Here is a 24,650-nt window from a genome sequence, read left to right on the forward strand (position 1 = left end):
AATCCTTAGGTCATCAACGTAGTTAACACATCCGATAAGCAACATTTACCACTGAAATTCGCTTGGATATCGCGAATCTGTTCATAGTGCACCGAGGTAAGACTGCGATTCGTAAAAATCCCAATATGGGAATAGGACGTAAGCATGTCATTGGCGAGTAAGCTGGATAAATCGTCAACGCCATCAAGAAACGTCACATTGAGCCCACGCTCGGATAATCTCAACATCCATAACCACGCATGAATGTTGCCTACTGGGTCCATGCTGACACACAAACAATGATGCTTATGGCGCACTTTATTTTCCGCTTCATAAATGCCCACTAAGGTACTTAGCATGAGCGTCTGCAGTAATCCTTTTTGGAGACTGCGCAATGAGCCTTTGACATGCTCTAAAGTGTTCATAACCGGGTTAAGAAACTGGGTTTCCACTAAATCTAAGGGGTACTCTTTGAACACGGTAGAAATAATCTGTTGCGCTTTATTTCGATGCAGCGTAGACAACGCCTCGAGCAATGCAGCGCATTCTGCGAGCTCACTGGCTTTATCCAGTTCATCTTCCGACTGCTGACCGAGTAGTAGCGGCTTCACCTTTCCGATAGAAACCCCCTTGGCCAACCAGCTTTGAATCTGACGAATGGTGTCAATATCACTCGATAAATATAAGCGGTGCCCTTTTTCCGTACGTTGCGGCTGCACTAAACTATAGCGGCGTTGCCAAGCACGTAAGGTTACGGGCTTAACGCCTGTTATTTCAGAGACTTCTCGAATGGTATACAAGGGTTCATCATAAACCATAACGTAATCTTAACTCCTGTGGATAAGGCTCTAAATACCGCTGCTGGCTCAAATACTCATCGGGGTACATGGCTAAATAATGTTTAATCAGTGTCACTGGAGCCAAAAGAGGCAATACCCCTTTGCGGTAATCGTGAATAACTTGACTCAGCTCAGCTTTCTGCGCTTTCGATAAATCCCGTTTGAAATAGCCTTGAAAATGCATCAACACATTTGTGTTGTTTTTGCGGCTGGCACGATGGGATAACGCCTGCATGAAACCGAGTCGATATTCTTCAATAAACGTGTCAAGATCGTAGTCTTTAATAATCGCGACCATACGACCTAATGATCGATAGGCTTGCGGATCATGCGCCATTAGCATGAGCTTGTATCGTGAATGGAAATTGACAATATCTTTTGCCGTTGGCGCTTCGCCAAGTGATTCATACAAATCATGTAGACTGAAAACTCGTGTCACGAAATTTTCGCGTAAAACATCATCATGTAAACGGCCATCTTCTTCGATGGGCAACCAAGGCAACTGTTGTTGCAACTGCTGAGTATAAAGACCCACCCCATCTTTTTCGGCGAAATTCTCGCGATACACTTTGACGCGCTCCATTCCGCACGTCGGTGATTTTGCACACACGACATACCCACACAACGGCAGGGATTGTAATTCTGAGGCTTTCGACATGGAGAACTGATTCATTGCGTCGGTGTAGTCTTGCGAGTCGTCTTTGGTTTCAACCAACGCAATGCGCTCGTCTTCTCGTACCAAGCGAATCGCTTTACGTGGTATCGGCATGCCGATCGCGACTTCAGGGCAAATCGGCAAAAACTCGACGAAGTTACCCAGTTCATCATTCACAAATGCATTGCGCTTGTGACCACCATCAAATCGTACTTGCTCACCTAAGACACAGGCACTGATTCCAACTAAAATAGGTTGTGCTGTCATCGAATCACCATTGTACAAATAGATATTTTGTATAGGTATAACACAAGGGATTTAGTTATACAAATTCCATAATTGTACAAATATGAAAAAAGAAAAATTATACAATATGTTTCAATATATTATGAGGATAATCACAGTAAAAATTTAATTAACATCGAAAGAGAAAAGCCGTTTGTTAATCAAATCAACTTTTGCCTGACATGATGGTAAGGTACAATGGCTAAGAGGCTTGTATAATGAGCAAGTGAGTGAAACGAGTAGTCTAAAAAGAAGCGTATATTCAGCTATCAATCATAGTAATTCTCGTGAAATAGAAGTCCATTACTATTATAGGAACAACACATTTTATACGATGTGCCAAAGGGTATACAGATTTGACGAATTATTGCCGCTTAAATGATGAAACGATTCAAGAACTTGATAATGAATTGATGGTTGATCCCATCCACGCCTGTGAAAAGATTGAACACCTCTTAAGTCAAGAATCGACATCCCAAGAGCCCATCCTCGTACTGCAACTCATGATGTTGGCAGCAAAATTCTACTTGGATAACGAACAGCTCCCAAAGGGCTTAAAACACATTCGTCACGCCTATCGACTTCAGCAAACCCTCGAAACCGATGATTATCTCGCTGAGATTCTCCATATACATGCTCGTATTTTTTGGAAACAAGCCAAATACTACTCCGCACTGCAATTTTGGACGCGCGCGCTTGAATTATCGGCATGGTCAGACAGTACAGATGTACAAATACAAGCACTGATCGGTCTGGGAAATGTGTGGCGAGCCACTAGCGTGTATAATTTGGCGAAAGTCACCCATGAACTCGCGGTGAAAATAGCCAACCATACCCGTCAGGGCCAACTGGAAATTCGATCTCGGATTTTTCTCTCTTGGGATTTGTACCTATTAAAGCAGTATCCGTCTATGCTGACAGAGCTTGAGGTGGCTGAAGATTTACTGAAAAGCACGCCCAATGACACGTTAAAAGCACAAACTTTCGATTTTAGAGCGGCCGCTCTATTAGAATTGGGCTGTATAGAAGATGCGCATCAAGCAACAACGATTGCTCAAACCCTTGCAGAAACACATGGCTTTGATGAAATGCATATTTTGGCACTCATTAATAAAGCGAAAATTGACGTACGCCGAGAGATGCCTAAGTTAGCGCTGGAATGGTTATTCAAAGCGGAAACTATCGCCAATGCCAATACCAGCATTAATCATGAGGTCCTTGCGCTCATTTACCTCCAGCAGTCGGTAACGTTAGAATCACTCACTGAATACCACGAAGCTCTCAATGCGTATCAACGTTTTCGTTTTCACTCCTTGGCACATGAGCGTGAAACGGCAATGCAATTGGGACTCGATAAAGCCCGTAAGTCGAAAAGTTTACATGAACAACGGGCTCGAAAAATCATTAATCGCCTGCGCGGTCAGTATGACTTTGATTCAGGGAAACAACTTCCTAAGTTGGTCTCAGAAACACTGTGGTGGGAACGCTTAGTCGAGTTTAAAACCCAATTAAAAAATTCCAACTATTCGGTGATTATGCTGCATCATGCTAGCCCAGAGCATATTGATACCTGTACAGAAATGACACACAGTCTCTCTGGTCCTGGAGATTACTTAGCTCGGCTCGATAGTACTCATCTAGGCTGGCTCATTAATTCCAAAGGCAGTTCCGCCTCTGAACTGTATGACATATTACGTCAAATGCTGAAGCTGTATCCATGGGAGCGACGTGGATTAGCCAACACTCGCCCTAATGTCTCTTTACATAATATTTTAATGTTCCCATTTACGTTAGAGCAATTAGAACTAGAAGAAAGCTCAATAATAGGACAAGATTGATCGTATGGAAGCATTATTAAAAAAAGTACAAGACTATGGGTACGATATCACCCATCTCTCTGGACAGGAGGCCATCGCGTCATGGGAAACGATTCGCCAAAATGTGGCCGAAACGGATGTGGAACATGCTCTTTGTTTACTGATCACATCCGAATATCTGATTAATGCCGAATGCTACGAACAAAGCATCCAGTACTTAGAAGATGCGCTCAACCTCGTGGCAGATGACGATCAAAACATTGAATTACAATTATCCATTAAGCAAAGCCTGAGTGAATGCTACATCGCGACAAAACAATACACGTTAGCACTAGACGAATATGTGTTGATGACCAAATTAGCGATTAAAAACTATGATTTAGATACCCATGCTTCAGCCATTATTGGAATGGGCCGCATGTGTGAGCATTTTGGCGATTATAATCGAGCCAATCGCTATTATAAGAAAATCGACCGTATTGATCATGCGCTATCCAGTCGCAGTTTACGCTTACAATATAAACTCTATAAGCTCGGAAGCTACATTCGCTTAAAACGTTATAAAGCCGCGCAAGTGTTGCTGTCGGAGTGTGAAGAGCTATCGATTCTGGTCAATGATAAGCTTCTCAATGGTAAAGTGTTACTCTATAAATCGAGAATTTATCGCCTCAAAGGGCAATTTAACGCCGCATTAAAAATCTTGTCATCGATCTCCTATACCCTCGGGGTGGTGCATGACAATTGGTTTGCGTGTGCATGTCGCATAGAACAAGCCTATTGTCTGTATTATCTTCACAAATCGCATCTCGCCATGTATTTACTCGATAACGCCCAGCGTCGTGCGACCCGCTCCTATCATCCAAAGCTCAAAATCGATTTGTATAATGCTTATAGCGACATTCATACACAATCGGGGGAGTATCAACACGCATTGCGTTATGAAAAGTTAGCGTTCGAATGTGAGTCAGAGCTGATTAGACTTATGCCAATAGCCGAGCTGGGGCCGAATCAATTACGCCGCCTTTCGCAACTTGATTTGCAACTCAAGTTAATTCTCTCTGAAATCGAAAACCGCGAACTAAAAGAAACAACGGAAACACAACGTAATGCGGTGGCACAGTTACAGCAAGACGTCTTCACCGATCCTTTAACGCAAATGCATAACCGCCGTTGGCTGGATGGTCAGTTAAAAGACATGTTACTGCATGACACAGACTTTGCGTTTTTAATCATCGATATCGACCACTTTAAATCAATTAATGACGAGTACAGTCACTTAATTGGGGATCAGGCCATCAGTCGAGTCTCTTTGGAAATACGTCATTATTTCAATCAAGAGGGGCAACACTGGGTGCGCTTTGGTGGTGAAGAGTTCTTAGTGATCATCGAAAATCAAAATTTAGAAACGGTCAAACTGCTAGCGGAAGAACTCCGCCACATTATCGCGCAGACCGATTGGAGTCCCATACTAGGTGACAGACAGCTCACCGTGAGTATTGGAGCCACCTTACATCGTTCTGGAGAGAATACTCAGAGAACCTTCCACCGCGCGGACAAAGCCTTATATCGAGCGAAGGCCAACGGACGCAACCAAGTGTGTCACGAAGACTAAACTGATGACACACTCTAAACCGCATCCTTGATACACCAAGAGCCCGCGCCAACCTGACAATGCGTTGTGCTGCGCAGATAAAAAAAGAGCCAATCGTAAAAGTACGATTGGCTTAAATATCGTGTGAACAAAAACATTCACTAACAACGTCAGTTGGCTAGGTGACTCTGGCTTAAAGAGTCACTTTATAATAAGCATTATACGTGCCAACTAATTAGTGTCTGTTTTTATGCTGAGATGGCTATTTTCCGGTCGATAATCCAACAACACGCTCTATTTTTCGCAAAATGCAATTCCTATATTGCAAATTTTTGCACTCATTTCCTTAGCGTAAGCAAAGCCTTTGCAAGGTTTTCATCCAGTATCACTCAAACGAATAAAATTTCGTTATACTGCATGTCATTCTCAGTAAATTAGTTGGCTTAAGGTATCTAATGAATTACATAAGTACGTACTTGAAAGGCATTGCCATGGGAGCCGCCGACGTGGTTCCTGGTGTTTCTGGTGGCACGATCGCGTTCATCACGGGTGTCTATGATACGCTGTTAGAAAGTATCCGCCGTGTTAACCCAAGCTTAATCTCTTTGTGGCGTCAGCAGGGCTTTAAAGCCGTCTGTAAACACATCAATCTTTTCTTTTTACTGTCTTTATTTGGCGGCATTCTCACCAGCATTCTGACACTCGCAAAACTGATTTCTTGGCTTTTGGAAACGCACCCCACACCAACGTGGTCTTTTTTCTTTGGCCTCATTCTGGTGTCTGTGTATCACATGATGAAACAAATAGAACACAAACAGATACCACAGTGGCTAACATTATTGCTGGGTATTGCGATCGCTTACAGTATTACTGAGATCAAACCTATCGCGATGGACGCATCAGGCATCAACATTTTTATTGCTGGTTCTATTGCTATTTGTGCGATGATTTTACCCGGCATTTCTGGCAGTTTTATTCTGTTGTTATTAGGAATGTACGCGCCGATTTTGGGCGCAGTGAAGTCCATGCAGTTTGAGGTGATCGGGCTATTCGCCATTGGCTGTATCGCAGGGTTAATGACGTTCTCTCATTTATTATCTTGGTTGCTGAATCGCCACCGAGACACAACCTTGATGCTGCTTACCGGATTAATGCTCGGGACATTACCGAAAATCTGGCCTTGGAAAGAAACCTTAACGTGGCGTATTAATTCTCATGGCGAACAAGTACCTCTATTGCAGAAGAACTTATCCCCATTCCACTATGAAGCCGTTACATCTCATCCCCCACAATTACTGTTAGCCATTGTCATGATGTTATGTGCCATTGCCGCCGTTTTAGGGTTAGAAAAGTACGCAAGTCAAAATAATAAATAGTGTGTACTGACCACTCTTATGGTGAGGGGATTTTTCCTCACCATAAGAGACTTCGCACTGCAAGCATGGCTCATTCGCGGTATAATGACTGTATATTTATGACGGGATAATCTCATATGAAACCATTTTTCGCCCTAATTCTTCTTACACTGGCCGCCAGCCCAAGTGTCCAGAGCAAAACGAATACCAATCTCACGGTGATACAACCTTACGTCACGGTCACTCAAGCGGCGCAATTAAGTGGCTTTGTTTATGGAAAAATTGTCAATAATACTAATCAAGCACAGACACTCACCAGCATCACCACCAGCGCCTCGACACGCGTTGAAATACAAACAATGGACAGTCACAATGCCAAAGCCATCGGGCGCAAAGTCGATCAACTGACTATCCCAGCACAAAGCTCAAAAGTTTTAGAGCCCGGTGATACTCGTATTGCGTTATTAGGCTTAGTCAAACCGCTAGAAGCCCATGAACACATCACGCTCACGCTGCACTTCAGTAACAAAAAAACCATTAACGTGGAAGTCCCTGTCCGCTTAAGCTTAAAAGATGCGCTGCACTCACCGGGGGTTATTCCACCCCCCATCGACCATAAAGCGACGAATTAATATTCATTCCAAGTCTCCGCTCGGTCATCCATTGCTCACGCACATCTTCCCCCTCTGAATCCGCAGCTAGAAATCCCCGTTATGTATGAAATTTTTCTAGCTGTGAACCTTATAACGCTACTCACCGCTAATTTTTTATCAATACAGCAATAAACTCTAGACAGCTCGACTGATGACGTTAGTATTGTTTACTATTCAAAAATCCATAATTAGAAATTGCCACAAACCATTTTTATATAGGAATAAATATGCAAAGCAGTAACATAGTTCAACGCTATGCTCAAGGGAATCTGGTTCTCCAGATCGTAGTGGGTATTATTGCGGGTGTCGTTCTCGCTCTCATTTCGCCGGCCGCTGCCATTAGTGTCAAACTACTTGGCTCACTTTTTGTTGGCGCACTCAAAGCCGTTGCACCTATTCTCGTATTTATTTTGGTCGCAGCATCAATTGCCAACCAGAAAAAAAACCAAAGCTCTAACATGCGTCCCGTTGTGACCTTGTATCTCATCGGTACATTTGCAGCATCATTAACCGCCGTTGCCCTGAGCTTTCTTTTCCCAACCACATTGAACTTAGGCGACTCAGTGACAGGAACCACGCCACCTCAAGGCATTGGTGAAGTCCTGCATACCCTACTTTTTAAGTTGGTCGATAACCCAATCAGTGCATTGATGAATGCCAACTACATCGGTATCTTGGCTTGGGCCATTGGTTTAGGACTCGCCCTTCATCACGCCTCAGAGAGCACCAAGGGAGTGTTTGAAGACCTTAGCCACGGGGTATCACAAATTGTTCGCTTTATTATCCGTCTAGCCCCTATTGGTATCTTCGGTTTAGTTGCCTCCACTTTTGCAACCACAGGGTTTGACTCTCTATTAAACTTTGGACACTTACTGGCTGTTTTGCTTAGCGCAATGATATTTATTGCCCTAATCGTCAACCCGCTGATTGTCTATATCAAAACAGGCGTTAACCCATACCCATTAGTTCTTCAATGCTTACGTGAAAGTGGCGTGACGGCATTTTTCACGCGTTCAAGCGCTGCCAATATTCCAGTCAATATGAACTTGTGTGAAAAACTGAAGTTGGATGAAGATACTTATTCTGTCTCTATCCCACTGGGCGCAACCATTAATATGGGTGGCGCAGCCATTACCATCACAGTGCTGACACTCGCAGCCGTGCATACACTAGGGATCGATATTGATATTACCACCGCGATCCTCTTAAGTTTGGTTGCGGCCATTTCCGCGTGTGGCGCCTCTGGTGTTGCGGGTGGGTCACTCCTATTGATTCCCCTAGCTTGTAGCCTCTTTGGTATTTCTAATGACGTTGCAATGCAGGTTGTCGGAGTTGGCTTTATTATCGGTGTGATCCAAGACTCAGCCGAAACCGCGTTAAACAGCTCAACGGACGTTGTCTTTACTGCGGCAGTGTGTCGTAGCAAGCAAAACTAACGCGAGCGTTAAAAACAAAAAAACCGACATCATGTCGGTTTTTTTATGCCTATTATATCCGGTTAAAAGTGCTTCTGAGTAAAATCTAACGAGGGTTTTATATCCTTAGACTCTTCCACTTTGTCCACCGTCGAAGACGGTGACTGAGCGTCTTGTTGCTCATCATCGAGCGACGGTTCGACCAATGACACTCCTTGTTCTGGCGCATTGATATCATGCTCTGACGAAAGCGATTCGAACGGCACGTCCACTTTGTCTTCATCTGAGACAGGAATAGGCCGTTTATACAATCGGTTCAAAACTCGAATGAGCGCATGGTCAGACACGTCTTTGTTGATGATTTTTTTATGCAGCGGTTTTGCTAAAGACTGTAACCCGACCACGGATTCAACCCCAATTTTAGCGCCGACCGCATCACGAATGGCTTTAGCGGGTTCGTATTGGCACATTGCCGACAAGAAAAACCAGATGTAAGCAATTTCATTACCGTTTGTCCCGTAATCCATCCACGCATGACCCGCATGAAACATCGCTTCACGACTTCCCCGTTCTGATGCGCGTTCCAGCCAATAACAGGCTTTGCGATGATCACTGGACACACCGATACCATTCAGATAATGCAACCCCAATTTCATCATTGCCGCGGTATTACCCATGGTCACCGCTTGGTATAACCAATAATTCGAATCACTCGGCGAAGGGGATGGGTTGTCTTTAGCGACACACCAATCGGCCATAAACAAAATGGCATCGATAACGTTCTTCTCCGCGGCTTCCTGCATAAACGTCAACCCTCGCTGAACGTTTACCTCCGTTCCCGTACCTTCAATGAACAGTTTTCCGACTTCCATCTTGGCTAAGAGATCGCCATCTTGCGCACGTATATATGTCTCCCAAAAGTGAATTTTTTCGTTCATGATGACATCAGTACGCATACGCTTCGCTAAGCGGATAAGGCCAAAGATACCGTTTCTATCATCCATGGACGCCGCTTTTTCATACCAAAAAAACGCCTCATTGCTATTGCCACGTTCAGCCTCTTTCGCCAAATACAACATCGTTGGCACATGACCGGACTCCGCTTTGAATAAACGTTCTTTATGTTCTTGCTCGCGCATGCGTTGCAACGCTTTATGATAGGCGATTTCTTTGGCCGCTTTTTCTTCTTTTAGTCGACGTTTGCGCATCGATAACGCAATCATCCAAATAAAAATGAGGATAAGGGAAACCCCTAAAACACCGACCGCAATTCCAATATTATCCATGAAGTAATGTTCTTTTCTCTTAGTTTTATGACATCCGAGCACCAGTTAACACTCAGACTAAAGACATCAATTTGTAATAAAGCTTATCATACCTGACGCACGCTCAATGCCTCACCGCCAGGATTTATCTCCATAACACGTATTTAACCAGAGAAAATGCTGGAGCCCTGATGATTCGATCGCACCATGGCCTTTTCTTACGATGAACATCACGGAAAAGATAAAAGCATGCTGAAGAGTCTTGATAATAAAGTCAAAACAGCCCCTTAATTACGCGGTTTCTCATGAAAAAACCATACCTCGCAGGGCGTATTTTTCAATTACATACCTTGACCTATTAAAAACAAAGGCTTTAACTAAAGGTTAAGGCTGAAAAAGTCATCACTCACATGGAAGAAGTTGAATATTATCATGAATGATCTGGTCTCTACTCCTTACCCTCTCGGCGCAACACTTAACTCTCACGGGTGCAATTTTGCTATCTATGCGCCTGCCAGTTCAGATATCCAATTAGTGCTGTTTGATGAATTGGGCGAACACTACACTGAACATCCACTGCAACATAACTATGCCCATATTAAACATACGTATATCCCTGACATTAAGGAAGGTCAGTTATACGGATTTATTGTGACAATCAATGATAAAGCCCATTATATCTCCGACCCATACGCCCAAGCGATATCCGCACCGTTACACTACACCCCACCCTTCGATGAAAAAACCAGTTTCACCTTACCTAAGTGTGTTGTCACAGCAGACCATTTTGATTGGCAAGATAGCACCATGCCCAAACGGCCTAGAGAAGAGATGATATTGTGTGAAACCCATGTGAAAGGGCTCACTCAGTTACACCCAGATGTACCACCGCGCGAAAATGGCACGTATTTAGGATTGGTCAGTGAACCAATGCTGGAGTTTTATCAGCAACAAAATATCAATACGTTACAGTTGTTGCCTATCGCTGCCTGCATGCATGAGCCGCATTTGCTCGAAATGGATATGGTCAACTATTGGGGTTACAACCCTTATCTCTTTATGGCTCCTGATCCTCGCTATGCCCATAAAGACGCAGTGACCGAACTGAAAACGGCGGTGCGCGAGCTGCATAAAGCCGGTATAGAAGTGATACTCGATGTGGTATACAACCACACAGCAGAAGGCGGGGATAATGGTCTCATTTTTAACCTAAAAGCACTCGATCCGCACTATTATTTAATGCATGAAGAGCATTTTGCGAATTTTACCGGTTGTGGGAACACCCTGAATCTAGCCTATCAACCCTCACTCAACCTCGTCATGGATACGTTGCGCTTCTGGGTACAAAACTACCATATTGACGGATTTCGTTTCGATTTAGCCGCTACATTGGGTCGCTATGGCGATCAATTCCGCGCCGATGGCGGCTTTTTCAAAGCTATTGCTCAAGATCCAATTCTTAAAGACATAAAATTGATTGCCGAGCCTTGGGATATTGGTCCCAATGGATACCAAGTGGGGAACTTCCCGTTTGGTTGGAATGAGACCAATGACAAGCTCCGCGATGTCGCACGCAGCTTTTGGCGCGGCGATGCGGGCTATCTGAACGATTTTGCGACGCGTATTATGGGCTCGCGCGACTTATATAGTGCCGCCAATTGGCCATTTAAGTTAACGGTCAATTACATTACTTACCATGACGGTTTCACCATGCAAGATCTGGTGACTTATAAACATAAGCATAATGAAGCCAATGGTGAAAATAACCAAGATGGTCATGGTGATAATCGCTCTGATAATTATGGGGAAGAAGGTGAAACCTTCAATGTCACGATAAAAAGTCGCCGAGAACGTCAAAAGCGCAATATGGTCACCAGCATGTTATTTGCTTTCGGTATACCACACATACTGACCGCTGATCTCCTTTCGCATACTCAGCAAGGCAACAACAACGCATATTGTCAGGATAATGAATTAAGCTGGCTCAATTGGGAGCTCAATTCGTCACAAGAAGTCTTTCGTCACTGGGTAGCGAAAATGATGAAAGCTCGCCAACAATATATGGTGCCATTTATTCGTGCCTTCAGTGGTGAAACCCGTAATGACAATCGCGTATTTTGGCGTCGCGTTGATGGTCAAGAGATGAATATGGAAGATTGGGACAAGGTATCGTCCGTTGCACTGCATTTAGGAATGAACGAGGATGGTGACGAAATGCTCTACCTCATCAATCAAAGTCGTGCCCCCGCTCGCTTTCGTTTACCGACGGATAAACAACAGCAGTGGCAAATCATCTGTGATACCAATAACCTCCACAATAAAAAGTTAGGTATCACAGAAAAAGAACGCTTACAGTTGCCAACATCCATGTCGATTTTATATTTTTCGGCCAAGTAAAGGCATCATCGCCAACCTGATTGAATATGATTGTCCCTCCTGCCAGTTAAATTGTCACATCTCAACAATACGGATGGTTGAGTTGTGGCAGTTTATTAACATAACCCTGTTTTTCCCTTGATATTAAACTGCTCAAATAGACTGACATTAATCGTTAACGTTGCACATTGCCGATAAATTAAAATCACACAGCACCGCTTTAATAAAGAATGATAAATGGCTAAGTGATTGTTTGTGCATATCAATATTTGAGTGTAAAAGTTATCGCCCCGTTGGGGAAATAAAAAGGTGATCCCTATGCAGAAAACCGTTTCAGTGGTAATTCCTTGCTATAACGAAAGTGAGGTAATCGATCAGACCGTAGCAGAAATGTTACAAGTGACCCAAGGTATTGAGAACTATCAATTCGAACTGTTGTTCGTAAACGATGGCAGTGCGGACGATACCGAAAGTAAATTACTGCAGTACAGTAAGGAACATGACAATATCCACCTGATATCCTTTTCACGTAACTTCGGTCACCAACCTGCCGTGTCTGCGGGCATTCAGGCAAGTACAGGGGATGCCGTCGTTCTGATTGATGCAGACTTACAAGATCCACCGCAACTGATCGATGGCATGATCAAACTTTGGGAACAAGGCTATGATGTCGTCTATGGAACTCGGGAAAATCGTGAAGGCGAATCACGCTTCAAACTCGCCTCAGCAAAATGGTTCTACCGCATACTCAACTACTTATCGGAAGTTCCTATTCCATTAGACACAGGCGATTTTCGTTTGATGGACCGTCAAGTGGTTGATCAACTAAATGCAATGCCAGAAAAGCACCGTTTCATTCGTGGCATGGTCAGTTGGATTGGTTTCAATCAAACGTCGATTACCTACAAACGTAATGAGCGTTTTGCAGGCGAAACCAAATACCCACTGAAAAAAATGTTGTCATTCGGGTTAGATGGCATCCTCTCGTTTTCCGTCAAACCGCTCAAACTGTCCATCGTTACTGGCTTTATTTCTTCCGGTATCGCGCTCGTCATGTTGTTTTATACCATTTATATCCGCTTAGCGACGGACCAATGGCAATCTGGTTGGGCATCCATGCTCGTTGCGATGCTATTTATCGGGGGCGTGCAATTGATTTCTATCGGTATTTTAGGCGAATACATCGCGCGTATTTATAGTGAATCAAAAGATAGGCCACTGTATATCGTCAAAAAAGACATCAAACAACCGAGAAAAGATGATGAATCTGACCTCGATTAAGCAAACGCTGTATACAAACGCCAAACAAAAGCTACGGTTTGCAGCGGTCGGCGGTTTAAATACCGCCGTGTCTTACTTCGCTTTTGTGACTATTTTTCAGTTGCTCGATAATTATATTCTGGCTTCTGTGCTCGCGTACTGCATTGGTGTTATGTGCAGTTTTCTTCTTAACCGCGGATTTGTCTTTAATAGTCAGCACCAGAAAGGGCAGTTAATTCCGTTCATTCTGGTTAATCTTGCCTCATTAGGAGCAAGTACGCTCAGCTTGTATCTACTGGTATCAGGGTTACATATCAACGCGTACATTGGACAGTTTTTCAGTATTTTTGTGTCCATGACAATGAACTATATAGGCTATCAACGCATTTTTAAAAATGGTATTAGTTTGAAAACACTTACTCAAAACATCGCAGGTGAGGTGCATCCTATGAATGTCTCATCGTTAATTCGCGCCGCGTTATTTCTCGCGTGTCTTGCAGTCACACTGCATAATATTTATACCTCCGTCCTCATCAATATCGCCCATGATGCCCTGCCATATATGGCGCATTATGCAGACAAGTTTACCTCGGAAGGTCGTTGGATTAACTTTGCCGTTTTTCCAATCAGTAGCAGTTTGAACCCCCAATTAGCCAATGCTCTCTGTTTTCTTTTCATTGGTGTATTTGGCTATAACGTGTCACGCTCCCTCAGCCGTGATCGTTGGTTAGCCGCATTTTTTGCACTGACGGTAATGAATATCCCCTACTACACCATGCTGTTCAAATGGCCAATGACGCTACTACCAGGTTGTATCATGTTGGCGGTATTTAGCTATTACCGTAACCGCTTATCCATACCAAGTATGTTACTCATCTCAGGTGTGCTGCTCTTTGCCACCTATCCCGCGTTCTATTTTGTGATGCCGTTAATCTATCTCGCCTACCTAAAAGACCGTAATTACAAAGATATTTTGGTCTTTATGCTGTGGTGGGCTGCGGGTTACATTCTGGGCTATCTCATCGGTAATGGGCTCATTTATCTCTACACTTGGATATTTGAAGGCCACGCTCACTTCATGCAAATGGCGTCATGGCGTAAAGAAACCCCATTAACAGGTTTTGAATCATTACTTAATAATGTCGATAAAAGTGCGGGTGACTTTACTCGGAATGCCAACTACATTTCGGAGCTAAGCCCATGGTTCTACCTGCCCGCGCTGGGAATTACGCTGCTCACAGTGAAAGACAATGTGAAGTATTTCTTAGTCGTACTTGCAGTGATCATTTCCATCTATGCCAGTGTGATTGTGTTGGGTGTGCACGTGCCGCTTCGCTCGGGTATCACGCTACCGCTCGGCATTGCCATGGTGGTGTTCCTGCTAAAACACCCGTGGGCAAAGTATATCAACCTTATTCTGCTGCTGATTCCGTTGGCCTATCAGACATACAGCTACAACCATAAATACAATAATACGCGGATCATTATGGCGAATGTCATTGAAAAAAATGATGTAAACCACAAAATTGCTGATAAGTCTAAATACGATAAGATCGTAGCAACCGTGGATAAGGAAAAGATGAGTGAATGGCTAAAAAACGTCACACACTCTAAGCAATTTAATAACTTATCAAACTTGGAATACCATATGATTCGTCCGTATTTCTACAAACTAGGATGGCCAGATTCCGCCATTACGGTCAACTATATCCACCAAAAGACGCCGATTAAGGGGGAAACCGAAGTCTCGATTAAAGACCGCACGCTCTACGTTCACTTCGAGTAATCATCGCTCTTTTGATGGTCATCAGCGCGCACCGGAGTCGGTGCGCGTTTTTGCATGATAACGTTGCCGCACACTCAAAGATGGGCATCGCCTTCTTTACCAAGATAATGCTTAATATATGAATGGTAAATTACTGATAACCTTCCCTAATTTCACTTACCAATTAAAATCATTAAATTTAAAAAGTTCATAAACATCACAAGCAAACGTGACCGTTGTCGGATAGGAAGCCATCATTAACCTTTCTAATATGTGCTAGGTTAACCAGCCACAAAAGGCATACCCTTTTATAACAATAATGCCTCTTATTGATAACTTATCACAACAGACACAGGTCACAGGAGATATTTTGAATTCTATTACTATGGGTGTGATCGGCAACTATGCTGGCCACCTCTCCGGCGCAGAAAACGTACAAGAAAACGAACATCCAAGTGGGCTATTTGTTATCGATCACAATGCGTCCTCACTGACAACCGATGCCATTATCCACTACCCAACCAAAGGTGAGAATATTGATATCGAACCTGAGTTCGTTATTGAATATGACATTATTTATGAGGGTGAACAAGTCAGCCAAGTGCGTGGACGTCGCATGACCATTGGTAACGATATTACTATCCGCCAATTAAAAGACGAAACCAAAATCAGTGCTCGTAAATCATGGGGCAAAGCATCTAAAGGCGTATATTCACAGTGGTGGTCACTGGACTCACTGACCGATTTATCCGATATCAGCCTCATCTCGTACATTGAAACCAATGGCGAATGTCATCTCGCCACTCAACCGCTAGAAACCCATCAAATCAAGCTTTTTGGCGCGGCGCTGGAAGACTGGCTCGTCACAACGCTGAATAATCAAGGTTCTCACGGTATGTTTGACCAACTATTACCGCAACTTAAAGCCAATGGCTACCCTACAACACTGACGTTATTTACAGGCGCTCCAAACTACACCGATTGGGGAAAAACCTACTTCCTGCAACCGGATGATATCATGCACATCATTGGCTACCGTACCAGCGAATATGATCATCAAGAGGTGATGGACTTATTTGCCAGTAATAACATTCAAGCAGTGCCTAATATCTTATACCTGAAGCAAAAGATGAAAGACGCAGAGCTTGTATCCTGATTATCATGAATGATGACAAAGGGGCCTGACAACCCCTGTCTATTGGCAATAAAAAAGAGCGGCTCACCGCTCTTTTTTTTTACTACTGATATCAAATGCGCGGCAAAAACACTTCCGCCATCATACAACGCACACTGCCACCGCCGATTTTCTCGATGGTCGTGACATCGATTGGCAATAGCTCGCCATACTGACGTAACCGTTGAAGTTGGTCCGGATGGAAGGCTTCATAAGCGGATTGGGAAAGAACAATCACCGGTTTGCCACTCTCTGTTATTACGACCAACACATTTCCGCAGAAACGATTCATCTGTTCAATCGTAATATGTATCACGTCTTTATTAGCCATGAGACGCTCAATCACGGCACGTCGTTGTGTTGGCTCAATGACTTCATCACAAATGATACAAAACGCCTCCCCCAACGCCATCATAACGTTCGTGTGGTACACACTCTGACCGGAAGGCAGGCTTGTTCTAAACGGAACGGTTTCATAACCGATGTGGGCAGCATATTCGTCTAATACCGTTTCATCACACCGCTGCGACAACGCAGCATAAATAACGCCAGCATGATGATCCATCACCATTGCGCCGGTACTCTCTAGATATTTTTCAACCGCAATGTATTGAGAGAACGTGTCCACGCCTTGTACAGCCCAGCCAGCCTGCTTTAATACTGTCGATAGAGCCTCTGGACGCACTTCAACTTGACGATTTTCTGAGGCCATTGGAAACGTAATCAAGCGCCCATCGGCCATCGTACTAAACCAATTATTCGGAAATACCGCATCAGGCGTCGGAGTCTCTGACAGTGGGTAATCAAATTCAATGACCGTAACACCCGCCTCGCGCACCCCATTCACAAGCCGCTCGTACTCCACCATTGCTCGCTGTTGAACCGTCTCGGTGGTGAGTGATAAAGGCGTCTGGAATTCATTATCGCCTGCTGTTTGTTCATTAAACTGAAATTCTTTCGGGGGGACAACGACAACCGCATCGGCATACTGCCCATGGCGTGGATAAAAAGGTTGAGCCAATTTGTTTTGCATAACGTCACTCACTACGTAGATAGTTTCATTGTTAGTCTAGATACTTCTCTCACTCTCGGCAACGTTACCTGACCGTGTAATAAAGACCATTGACAATTTAAACACCATTTAGTGAATCTTATCTTCCTAGTCTCTTCACTTCCGTGACTGATCGATCAGTTCCATAAACCAAAGCCAAGCTCATTCATACCTTTTCTCTGGCTCCGTTTTCTCTTAGAATTCAGACTATCATGTTTCTCAACAAACAGACTTCTTATGAATAAAAGTGTTATTACGAACCTCATCGCTCTCATCTTGCTTGTCACCGGCTACTTCATGCACAATGATCTCGCTCTCAATGCCGGTTTATTTGCTTTTTCAGGCGCCATAACCAACTGGCTAGCGATTCATATGCTGTTTGAAAAAGTGCCGGGACTTTACGGTTCTGGGGTTATTCCAGCTCGTTTCGAGTCGTTCAAGGCCGCCATAAAAACGTTAATGATGGAGCAGTTTTTTACATCAGACAATATTCAACGCTTTTTACAAAAAGAGACCACTTCAGGAAATGGTATCGATCTGGAGCCGGTTATTGCCAGTGTTGATTTTAATCCGGCATTTGATTCTCTCGTAGAAGTCATCGAACAATCCAAGTTCGGTAGTATGTTATCCATGTTTGGTGGCGTAGAAGCCCTGCAGCCAATGCGAGAACCTTTCATAGAAAAAATGCAAATATCGATGAAAAGCATCAGCCAAAGTGACACTGTCAAAAAGGCACTGCAATCGCAACTCCAATCCGAGATGGTTCAAGAAGAGATTCAGGAAAAAATCGCCAGCATCATTGAGCAACGCCTCAATGAGCTAACACCACAACTGGTCAAAGAAATGGTGCAAAAGATGATCAAAGAGCACCTTGGCTGGCTGGTCGTTTGGGGAGGCATCTTTGGTGGCGTCATAGGTATCGTTTCGACGCTGCTGCTTTAATACCGAAAGGCCAGTTCAATGACTGGCCTTTTTTCATTTAAGAACGTTCTCGATTCATCAGAGGTAGACTCTTAATGCGCTCTACCGAATAGTGCCTAGGCACGCACCAATATAACCCACCGACTAAAGCCACAGCACCAACCAAATCGATGGGGCTATGCATGCCTAACCATAGGCGTGAATATGCCACTCCCAAGGCCCAGAGGACGAGTACTCCGAGAGAAACATAGCGTTTTTGTTCAATAAATAATGACCCAAAGAACAACGCACAAATGGTGACAAAAATCGTATGTCCCGATGGAAACGCATAATCTAAGTGCTGCTTCCATGACTCTAATCGCCAATGAGAGATATAGCTTTGCATATCATTGAGAACATCAAGCTTTTGAGCCACACCTAATTTATAAAAATGAGCGGGTTCAGGCAGCAACAAATGTTGCGTCATCACAGTGGTATAAGGTCTTGGTATCTCAGTAAAATCTTTGATTCCCAATTTCAAAATATTAGCGATCAAAAATAAGATGAACATCTGCGCGACCAAACTCAAGCAGCGCTGTGTTGAGTAAGACGAGCCTTTTAATGCCCATACAAACCAAACTAGGACAAAACAGGCGGCGACCCAGCCTTGCGCGGAGTCGGAAAGATAATGCATGGTAAAGCCAAGAATCGGGGTTGGTTGCTTAAGTAAGTTCACTGGCCAGAAGAAAACGCACGTCATGCCAATCATTAACGTGATAATACACAGCAACAAATACACTCTTTTGTCGCGGTTTTCTCTCCAGCGAATGAATTTCATATCAACCCTTCCTAACTTCTACACTACCCATGTAGTGTAATTCGCATAGCAACGAGTTGTATCAGTATTCTGTAAATTCACTGTTATTGTCACCCAAAAGAAACGGGTCGGAACAGGGAATATGATTATATAAAACATGAACTTACAATAACATTAAGGGTTTTTAGTTTTTCAAAGGTAAAGCCCGTGAGGCTTGGAGAACATGTAAAATGATGCGTTGCTTATTGGCTTCAAGGCGATGAGCTGGCACCATCACCGTCACTGCTCCTATCAGTTTCGATCCTTTCATCACTGGCGCGCTAACTCCCGACACACCCGAGTCGATTTCTGATGTGCTACATGCGTATCCCTGTTGACGAATTTGCTCTAGATCTTGCTGCCATTGTTCTAATCGATGCTCTTCACCAAAATGACACAGTATTTTTTCACACCTTGCCTCTGGCAAAAATGCCAACATCACTTTCGATGAAGCCCCTCGCAATAATGGCTGGCTTTGCCCCTGTACAAAACTACAACGAAGCGCCTGCATGCTCTCTTTTTGGCTGACACACAAAGCTCGATACCCCACTGGCACCATGTACGCGGCCATTTCTCCAGTCTGCTTTTGTAAACGCGACAACACGGCATCCACTTCTTCAAGGTTATGCGGACTACCACGATAACTGCGCATTAATAACAGAGCCGCCGGTCCGATAATTAACGATTTATCGTGAGCACTCTCTTCAATCAGGTTCCATTCTTTCAGCAATTTCAGGTGTCGATATAAGCTACTTAATGGTACCTGTAACTGTTCACTTAACACTTTGGCTGGCACTGGCTCCTCATTAACCGCAACTTGCATTAATAACTGCAATGCTTTCTCATTAACTAGGCTTGCGTTCGAGGTGGTGGTTTTCATTGTTGTCTAACCTTAAGGAAATCATACCGTTGATTATTTTCTTATATTTTGGGAATAGAAAATACACCTATCTCTTTATTTCTTAATATTTGAGAATTAAATACAATCCTCTCGATAAATAGCCCCTAAGCACTGGCTTTGACACCCAAAAAAAGCCGACATGCACGCAGTCATATCGGCCCTTTATCAATAGAGTCGCGTCCTAGGACAATTTAAACGTCGCTACTTTTGCCTTAAGATCTTCTGATTGACCATTCAAATCCGTGGCCTGCACTAAGGCATGCTGTGCGCCATCGACCAGTTGATCCGTCACATCTTTAATCGAAGTAATGTTGGCGGTGATTTCATCGGTGACATGCGTTTGCTCTTGCGCAGCCGTGGCAATTTGTGTCGCCATATCGCTGATTGAGGTCACGGAGGCTCGAATCGCGTCTAACGCTTCTGTCGCCTTATCGGCATCTTCTACGGAGTGCTGAGCAAGCGATTCACTCTGTGAAATCATATCAACGGCTTTTTGCGTGTTGCTTTGTAATGTCGAAATGGTCGCTTTAATCACATCAGTCGATTTATGAGTTCGCTGAGAAAGCACGCGGACTTCATCAGCCACAACAGCGAACCCGCGACCTTGCTCCCCGGCGCGAGCCGCTTCTATCGCGGCATTTAATGCCAACAGATTGGTTTGTTCCGCTATTTCCTGAATGGAGGTTAACACCGTTGCAATCTCTTGTGAGTGATGATTCAGCTCAGCAATGACGCCCGCGGCGCGTTGCACTTCTTCCGCTAAATGCGTAATCGAACGTCGAGAGTTATCAACTAACGTGAAACCTTTGTCGGTATTTTCTGATGATTGGTGCGCCGCATTGGCAGTATGATCGGCATGAGAAGCAATTTCTTGCGTCGCAGAAGACATTTCTGTCACAGCGGTAGCAACCAATGTAATTTCTTGCTGTTGTGTTTCCAGCTCAGCAACGGAACGATTGGTATGTTGAGTCGATTCTGTTGCCTGCAGGCTCAATTGCTCTGCTTGCTGACGAATATGACTAATCAACGCCTGTAAACTTTCCACAAAGCGGTTAAAATTATTCGCCAGATCGCCAATCTCATCTTGGCTTTCAACAGGCATACGTCGTGTCAGGTCACCATTGCCATCAGCAATATCTTTGAGCGCTAAAGAAACATTTTTCAATGGTTTAAGTAATACATTACACAATACATTAAATAAGAGTACGCAAAGAATCACAACAATAACCGTCGCAATGACTTGGAACCACAATGAATGGTATAGCGGTGCAATTAATGAATGGTGATTAAGCACAATCACCGTACTCAATTCCGTCCCTGGTATTGGCTTAGCAAAGAGATCCATTTCTTGTCCGTCGACGTCGACTAACAAACGGTGTCCTTGATTGGCGCTTTGCTGGATATCAGCGAAATTCAACCCCAATTGATTGACGCTTTTATTTAATAAATCCGTGTCTTTATAAGTAAAAATATTGCCTTCACGATTGGCAATAAACATGTAACCTTCACCGGGTAATACGACTTGCTTCATCGTATTGATGATATCGGTAATTTGCATGTCCGCACCTAACACCAGCGACTGTCCATTAATGGTGATGGCTTTCCCCATCGAGACCACATTGGCGCCAGTGGCAGAAGCAACCGTTGGGTTATCCATAAACACACGGCTAGGGTTGGCTTGCGCATTTTTGTACCATCCCCATTGGCGTGGATCATCGTTCCCTTTCGCTAAGGTCACGCCATTGGCGTTACGTTGCGACCCGTCTGGATACGCCAAAAAGACATTATCAAAACCCGCCGATTTCTTAAGCTGAATCAGTCTGTCGACAATTTCGCTGTCTGGTATTTGGGAATGTAAGGATGTCATCACACGTGATTTTACCTGCAACCAATCCGCAACGTATTGATTGTAGGAAGACGATGAGTTGTCCAAACTCTGATCGATACTCTTATCTAAGCGTGACAACGAGGATTGAAACGCCAGCGTTTCAACAATTAAACTGCCGAGAATAATCGCCAGACTCGCCGCTAACGCCAACTTCGTTCTCAATGATAAACTTTTCAACATATTAAATCCTACGACTCAGTTATTTTTATGACTCATTTCTTTTTATAATGGTATGACGCAGCCCTGTGGGTGTGGATGCCTCTAATCGATTAGGTAAAGCCATCCGTTCCATAAAACTATTGCGCCGTACGATTATATTTTTTCCTGCATGAATTAAATGAGAAGTAGGCATAAAAAATGAATAGTCAGCGAGTTGACTATTCTATTGAGATCGCAAAAACGGAAGTGAACACGTCACTTCCGTTTGTTTGCAGGCTAACTTTTTTGCCAAGGCAGGGCATTGCGTTGATAGTATTGCCAACTAAACCACAAGCTGAGCGCCCCGAGTAAGAAATAAGCCCCTAAGCTAAATCCGCCATACCACTGCAACGTTCCCATCAAAGCATCCCCTGAGAGAAGACGAAATGGCACAGACGATACTCCAGACACTAAGTGGCTGAGCGCATGAGTGCCTAGCAGCGACGGCGTTAACCACTGAATCGCATAAGCGCCAATAATCATGGCAAGTAATGGCGACTTAATAAACTGCGACACCAACATGGCCACGCAAGCAATCGGTAGACTGAATAACGAAATGGCCCCCATCACCCCTAAGTAGCGCAGAAAACCTTCGAGCATGGTCAGTGCGTAATATGAAAACGATCGATTGGATGTCAACAACGCAGAAAACAAGCTCACTTCAGCTTGAATCAAGAGGAATAAGAGCGAACAGATAACTGGAATCACCCCTAAGCCAAAGACCAACTTTGACCCGTAGATTTGCCATTCAGAAATAGGCATGCTGCGCCAAAAAACCACACTCCCTTCCGTACGCTCCTTGCGTAACGTTTTCGGGAAATACGTCGTGGTCATTAACAAGGAAACCAAACCAACGAAAAACAGCGCAATATTTAAATGATCAAAGCTCGTTAATCCTTGTTCCGCCATGAAAGAAGAACCCATCGCTTGATTCATGTCGTTGAAATTATTCATCTCAACATGCACAGAAACATTGCCCTGAGTAATAAACAACAAGGTTAATGCAATACTGACAATACCAGTCCATAGCGGACCTTTGATTACGCGCGGATGCTCAATGAGCTCTTTTTTAAGCAATGTGATAAAAACACTCATAGATTATGCTCCTTTTGCAACGCAATAAAGACATCCGCCAATTTTACAGTGTAAATATGACCCCATGGCTCTAGCACCTCTCGTTGATGACCACGTAATAGCCAGCGTGTAGTTCCTAGACCGGATTCCGATGCGATCGGCGCGAACGCTTTAATCTGGGCATCGTGAGTATTTGGCGCTTCGAGTATAAAAAACTCGTCCGTTAAATCTGTCATAGTGGAATGCAAAATTTGTCGGCCTTGTTTTAAGATCAGCACGTCCGTTAAGAGATGCTCAATTTCACCCACTTCATGACTCGCAATGATCACTGAGCGTTGACCTTCACCTTCTTCAAACCACGTCAACATTTGACGATAAAATGTATCGCGATACATCAAATCCAGCCCTAACGTCGGCTCATCCAAAATCAAAATTCGACACTGAGTCGCCATCACAAGCGCAAGATGCACCTGCACTTTCATTCCTTTGGACAATGCGCCAATCAAACTTTTTAGAGAAATCGATGTTTTAGCCAGCAACTCTAGAGCATGCGGCTTTTTGAAATCCGGATGCACCCCCGCGGTATAATCCACCAGCTGCTGTACCGTCATCCAGTCCGATAAACTATTCGTATCCGAGATACAGGCGATGTTTCTCATCGCTTGAGCATGCTGTTTAATAGGATCACAACCATTAATATCAACCTGACCTTCAAACGCTTGCAACCCTAATAAAGAGCGAATCAACGTCGATTTTCCAGCGCCATTATGTCCCAACAATCCAAGAACTTGCCCAGGTTGTACGATAAAATCGAGCCCTTGCATCGCATACTCTGCATTTGCTTGGGAGTAAGTTTTACTTAAGTTACGTGCCGTGATTAACGCCTTCATTATTTTCTCTCCATGATGGTTCGTAAATGAACAACCAGCTCAGGAATATCAATATTTAACTGCTGTAATGTTGTCGCAAGCTCAGGAAGCTGAACCTCTAAAAAATGCTGACGATGCGCGGATTTCAGGGTTTCTTGAGCACCAGAACAGACAAACATTCCTTGGCCTCGTCGCTTCTCTACCAGCCCCTCATCCACCAAGCACTGATAACCTTTGGCAACCGTTAAATGATTAATTTTTAAATCCATCGAAACTTGGCGAACGGAAGGCAATACTTGTCCTTCTTGCCACTGTCCGAGACGTATTTGCTCACGAACATGCTCAGCCAATTGTCGATAAATGGGTTCTTTATCGTGCCATTCCATCGTAAAACCTACGTGGTGTTATAGTTAACTATAACACTATATCTTATAGTCACAAGATGCAAGGATTGTGATCGATTTTTCTCACGAATCGACACGGC

At 43.9% G+C, this 24,650-nt stretch carries 20 protein-coding genes; 10 read left to right on the forward strand and 10 right to left on the reverse strand.

Annotated features, from left to right (window positions below):
* Nucleotides 1-5: 5 nt before the first annotated feature.
* Both EAE30_RS03475 and EAE30_RS03480 read right to left on the reverse strand, forming a co-directional pair.
* A complete protein-coding gene (locus EAE30_RS03475) occupies nucleotides 6-797 on the reverse strand; it encodes a MerR family transcriptional regulator (protein WP_123014684.1) in 792 nt (263 codons plus the stop codon).
* Nucleotides 787-1,740 carry a YbgA family protein gene (locus EAE30_RS03480; RefSeq protein ID WP_123014685.1) on the reverse strand — a complete coding sequence of 318 codons (954 nt, stop codon included), beginning with the start codon at nucleotides 1,738-1,740 and terminating at the stop codon, nucleotides 787-789. The genes EAE30_RS03475 and EAE30_RS03480 overlap by 11 nt, the downstream gene beginning before the upstream one ends.
* Nucleotides 1,741-2,114: 374 nt before the next feature.
* On the opposite strand from EAE30_RS03480, the gene EAE30_RS03485 reads away from it, so the two are divergent.
* The 5 genes from EAE30_RS03485 to sstT all read left to right on the forward strand — a co-directional run bounded on the left by EAE30_RS03485 (nucleotide 2,115) and on the right by sstT (nucleotide 8,610).
* Nucleotides 2,115-3,596 (forward strand): hypothetical protein, encoded by a 1,482-nt coding sequence (locus EAE30_RS03485; protein WP_123014686.1) that lies wholly within the window; start codon nucleotides 2,115-2,117, stop codon nucleotides 3,594-3,596.
* 4 nt (nucleotides 3,597-3,600) lie between these two features.
* Nucleotides 3,601-5,187 (forward strand): GGDEF domain-containing protein, encoded by a 1,587-nt coding sequence (locus EAE30_RS03490; RefSeq protein WP_123014687.1) that lies wholly within the window; start codon nucleotides 3,601-3,603, stop codon nucleotides 5,185-5,187.
* Nucleotides 5,188-5,621: 434 nt separating this feature from the next.
* Nucleotides 5,622-6,542: a polyprenyl-phosphate transporter gene (locus EAE30_RS03500; protein ID WP_123014689.1), complete on the forward strand. Its 921-nt coding sequence runs from the start codon at nucleotides 5,622-5,624 to the stop codon at nucleotides 6,540-6,542.
* A gap of 116 nt (nucleotides 6,543-6,658) precedes the next feature.
* A complete protein-coding gene (locus tag EAE30_RS03505; RefSeq protein WP_123014690.1) occupies nucleotides 6,659-7,153 on the forward strand; it encodes a copper chaperone PCu(A)C in 495 nt (164 codons plus the stop codon).
* 248 nt (nucleotides 7,154-7,401) lie between these two features.
* Nucleotides 7,402-8,610 carry a serine/threonine transporter SstT gene (sstT, locus tag EAE30_RS03510; protein ID WP_123014691.1) on the forward strand — a complete coding sequence of 403 codons (1,209 nt, stop codon included), beginning with the start codon at nucleotides 7,402-7,404 and terminating at the stop codon, nucleotides 8,608-8,610.
* A 62-nt stretch (nucleotides 8,611-8,672) separates the two neighbouring features.
* On the opposite strand, the gene EAE30_RS03515 is transcribed toward sstT, so the two are convergent.
* Nucleotides 8,673-9,875: a tetratricopeptide repeat protein gene (locus EAE30_RS03515; RefSeq protein WP_123014692.1), complete on the reverse strand. Its 1,203-nt coding sequence runs from the start codon at nucleotides 9,873-9,875 to the stop codon at nucleotides 8,673-8,675.
* Nucleotides 9,876-10,286: 411 nt separating this feature from the next.
* Between EAE30_RS03515 and glgX the strand changes: the two genes are divergently transcribed.
* The 4 genes from glgX to EAE30_RS03535 all read left to right on the forward strand — a co-directional run bounded on the left by glgX (nucleotide 10,287) and on the right by EAE30_RS03535 (nucleotide 16,411).
* A complete protein-coding gene (gene glgX / locus EAE30_RS03520; RefSeq protein WP_123014693.1) occupies nucleotides 10,287-12,251 on the forward strand; it encodes a glycogen debranching protein GlgX in 1,965 nt (654 codons plus the stop codon).
* Nucleotides 12,252-12,548: 297 nt separating this feature from the next.
* Entirely contained in the window at nucleotides 12,549-13,511 is a 963-nt protein-coding gene (locus EAE30_RS03525; RefSeq protein ID WP_123014694.1) for a glycosyltransferase family 2 protein, read from the forward strand.
* Nucleotides 13,489-15,276: a GtrA family protein gene (locus EAE30_RS03530; RefSeq protein WP_123014695.1), complete on the forward strand. Its 1,788-nt coding sequence runs from the start codon at nucleotides 13,489-13,491 to the stop codon at nucleotides 15,274-15,276. The genes EAE30_RS03525 and EAE30_RS03530 overlap by 23 nt, the downstream gene beginning before the upstream one ends.
* A 349-nt stretch (nucleotides 15,277-15,625) precedes the next feature.
* Nucleotides 15,626-16,411 carry a DUF5718 family protein gene (locus EAE30_RS03535; RefSeq protein WP_164711781.1) on the forward strand — a complete coding sequence of 262 codons (786 nt, stop codon included), beginning with the start codon at nucleotides 15,626-15,628 and terminating at the stop codon, nucleotides 16,409-16,411.
* Nucleotides 16,412-16,502: 91 nt separating this feature from the next.
* Here EAE30_RS03535 and EAE30_RS03540 read toward each other — a convergent pair whose 3' ends face one another.
* On the reverse strand, nucleotides 16,503-17,462 hold the full coding sequence (locus tag EAE30_RS03540; RefSeq protein ID WP_123014697.1) for an arginine deiminase-related protein: 960 nt from the start codon (nucleotides 17,460-17,462) through the stop codon (nucleotides 16,503-16,505).
* Between the two features lie 255 nt (nucleotides 17,463-17,717).
* On the opposite strand from EAE30_RS03540, the gene EAE30_RS03545 reads away from it, so the two are divergent.
* Nucleotides 17,718-18,422 carry a DUF445 domain-containing protein gene (locus tag EAE30_RS03545; protein WP_123014698.1) on the forward strand — a complete coding sequence of 235 codons (705 nt, stop codon included), beginning with the start codon at nucleotides 17,718-17,720 and terminating at the stop codon, nucleotides 18,420-18,422.
* 37 nt (nucleotides 18,423-18,459) lie between these two features.
* On the opposite strand, the gene EAE30_RS03550 is transcribed toward EAE30_RS03545, so the two are convergent.
* The 6 genes from EAE30_RS03550 to EAE30_RS03575 form a co-directional block, all read right to left on the reverse strand.
* Nucleotides 18,460-19,218 carry a phosphatase PAP2 family protein gene (locus EAE30_RS03550; RefSeq protein ID WP_123014699.1) on the reverse strand — a complete coding sequence of 253 codons (759 nt, stop codon included), beginning with the start codon at nucleotides 19,216-19,218 and terminating at the stop codon, nucleotides 18,460-18,462.
* Nucleotides 19,219-19,381: 163 nt separating this feature from the next.
* Complete coding sequence (locus tag EAE30_RS03555) at nucleotides 19,382-20,116, reverse strand: IclR family transcriptional regulator (RefSeq protein WP_123014700.1); 735 nt, start codon at nucleotides 20,114-20,116, stop codon at nucleotides 19,382-19,384.
* A gap of 202 nt (nucleotides 20,117-20,318) precedes the next feature.
* Entirely contained in the window at nucleotides 20,319-22,205 is a 1,887-nt protein-coding gene (locus EAE30_RS03560) for a methyl-accepting chemotaxis protein (protein WP_123014701.1), read from the reverse strand.
* Nucleotides 22,206-22,460: 255 nt separating this feature from the next.
* Complete coding sequence (locus EAE30_RS03565; RefSeq protein ID WP_123014702.1) at nucleotides 22,461-23,318, reverse strand: hypothetical protein; 858 nt, start codon at nucleotides 23,316-23,318, stop codon at nucleotides 22,461-22,463.
* The gene (locus tag EAE30_RS03570; protein WP_123014703.1) at nucleotides 23,315-24,187 is read right to left on the reverse strand and encodes an ABC transporter ATP-binding protein; all 873 of its coding nucleotides are present in this window, start codon (nucleotides 24,185-24,187) and stop codon (nucleotides 23,315-23,317) included. The genes EAE30_RS03565 and EAE30_RS03570 overlap by 4 nt, the downstream gene beginning before the upstream one ends.
* The gene (locus EAE30_RS03575; RefSeq protein WP_123014704.1) at nucleotides 24,187-24,552 is read right to left on the reverse strand and encodes a GntR family transcriptional regulator; all 366 of its coding nucleotides are present in this window, start codon (nucleotides 24,550-24,552) and stop codon (nucleotides 24,187-24,189) included. The genes EAE30_RS03570 and EAE30_RS03575 overlap by 1 nt, the downstream gene beginning before the upstream one ends.
* Between the last annotated feature and the right edge of the window lie 98 nt (nucleotides 24,553-24,650).

Source organism: Vibrio zhugei (assembly GCF_003716875.1).
GTDB classification, from domain to species: domain Bacteria; phylum Pseudomonadota; class Gammaproteobacteria; order Enterobacterales; family Vibrionaceae; genus Vibrio; species Vibrio zhugei.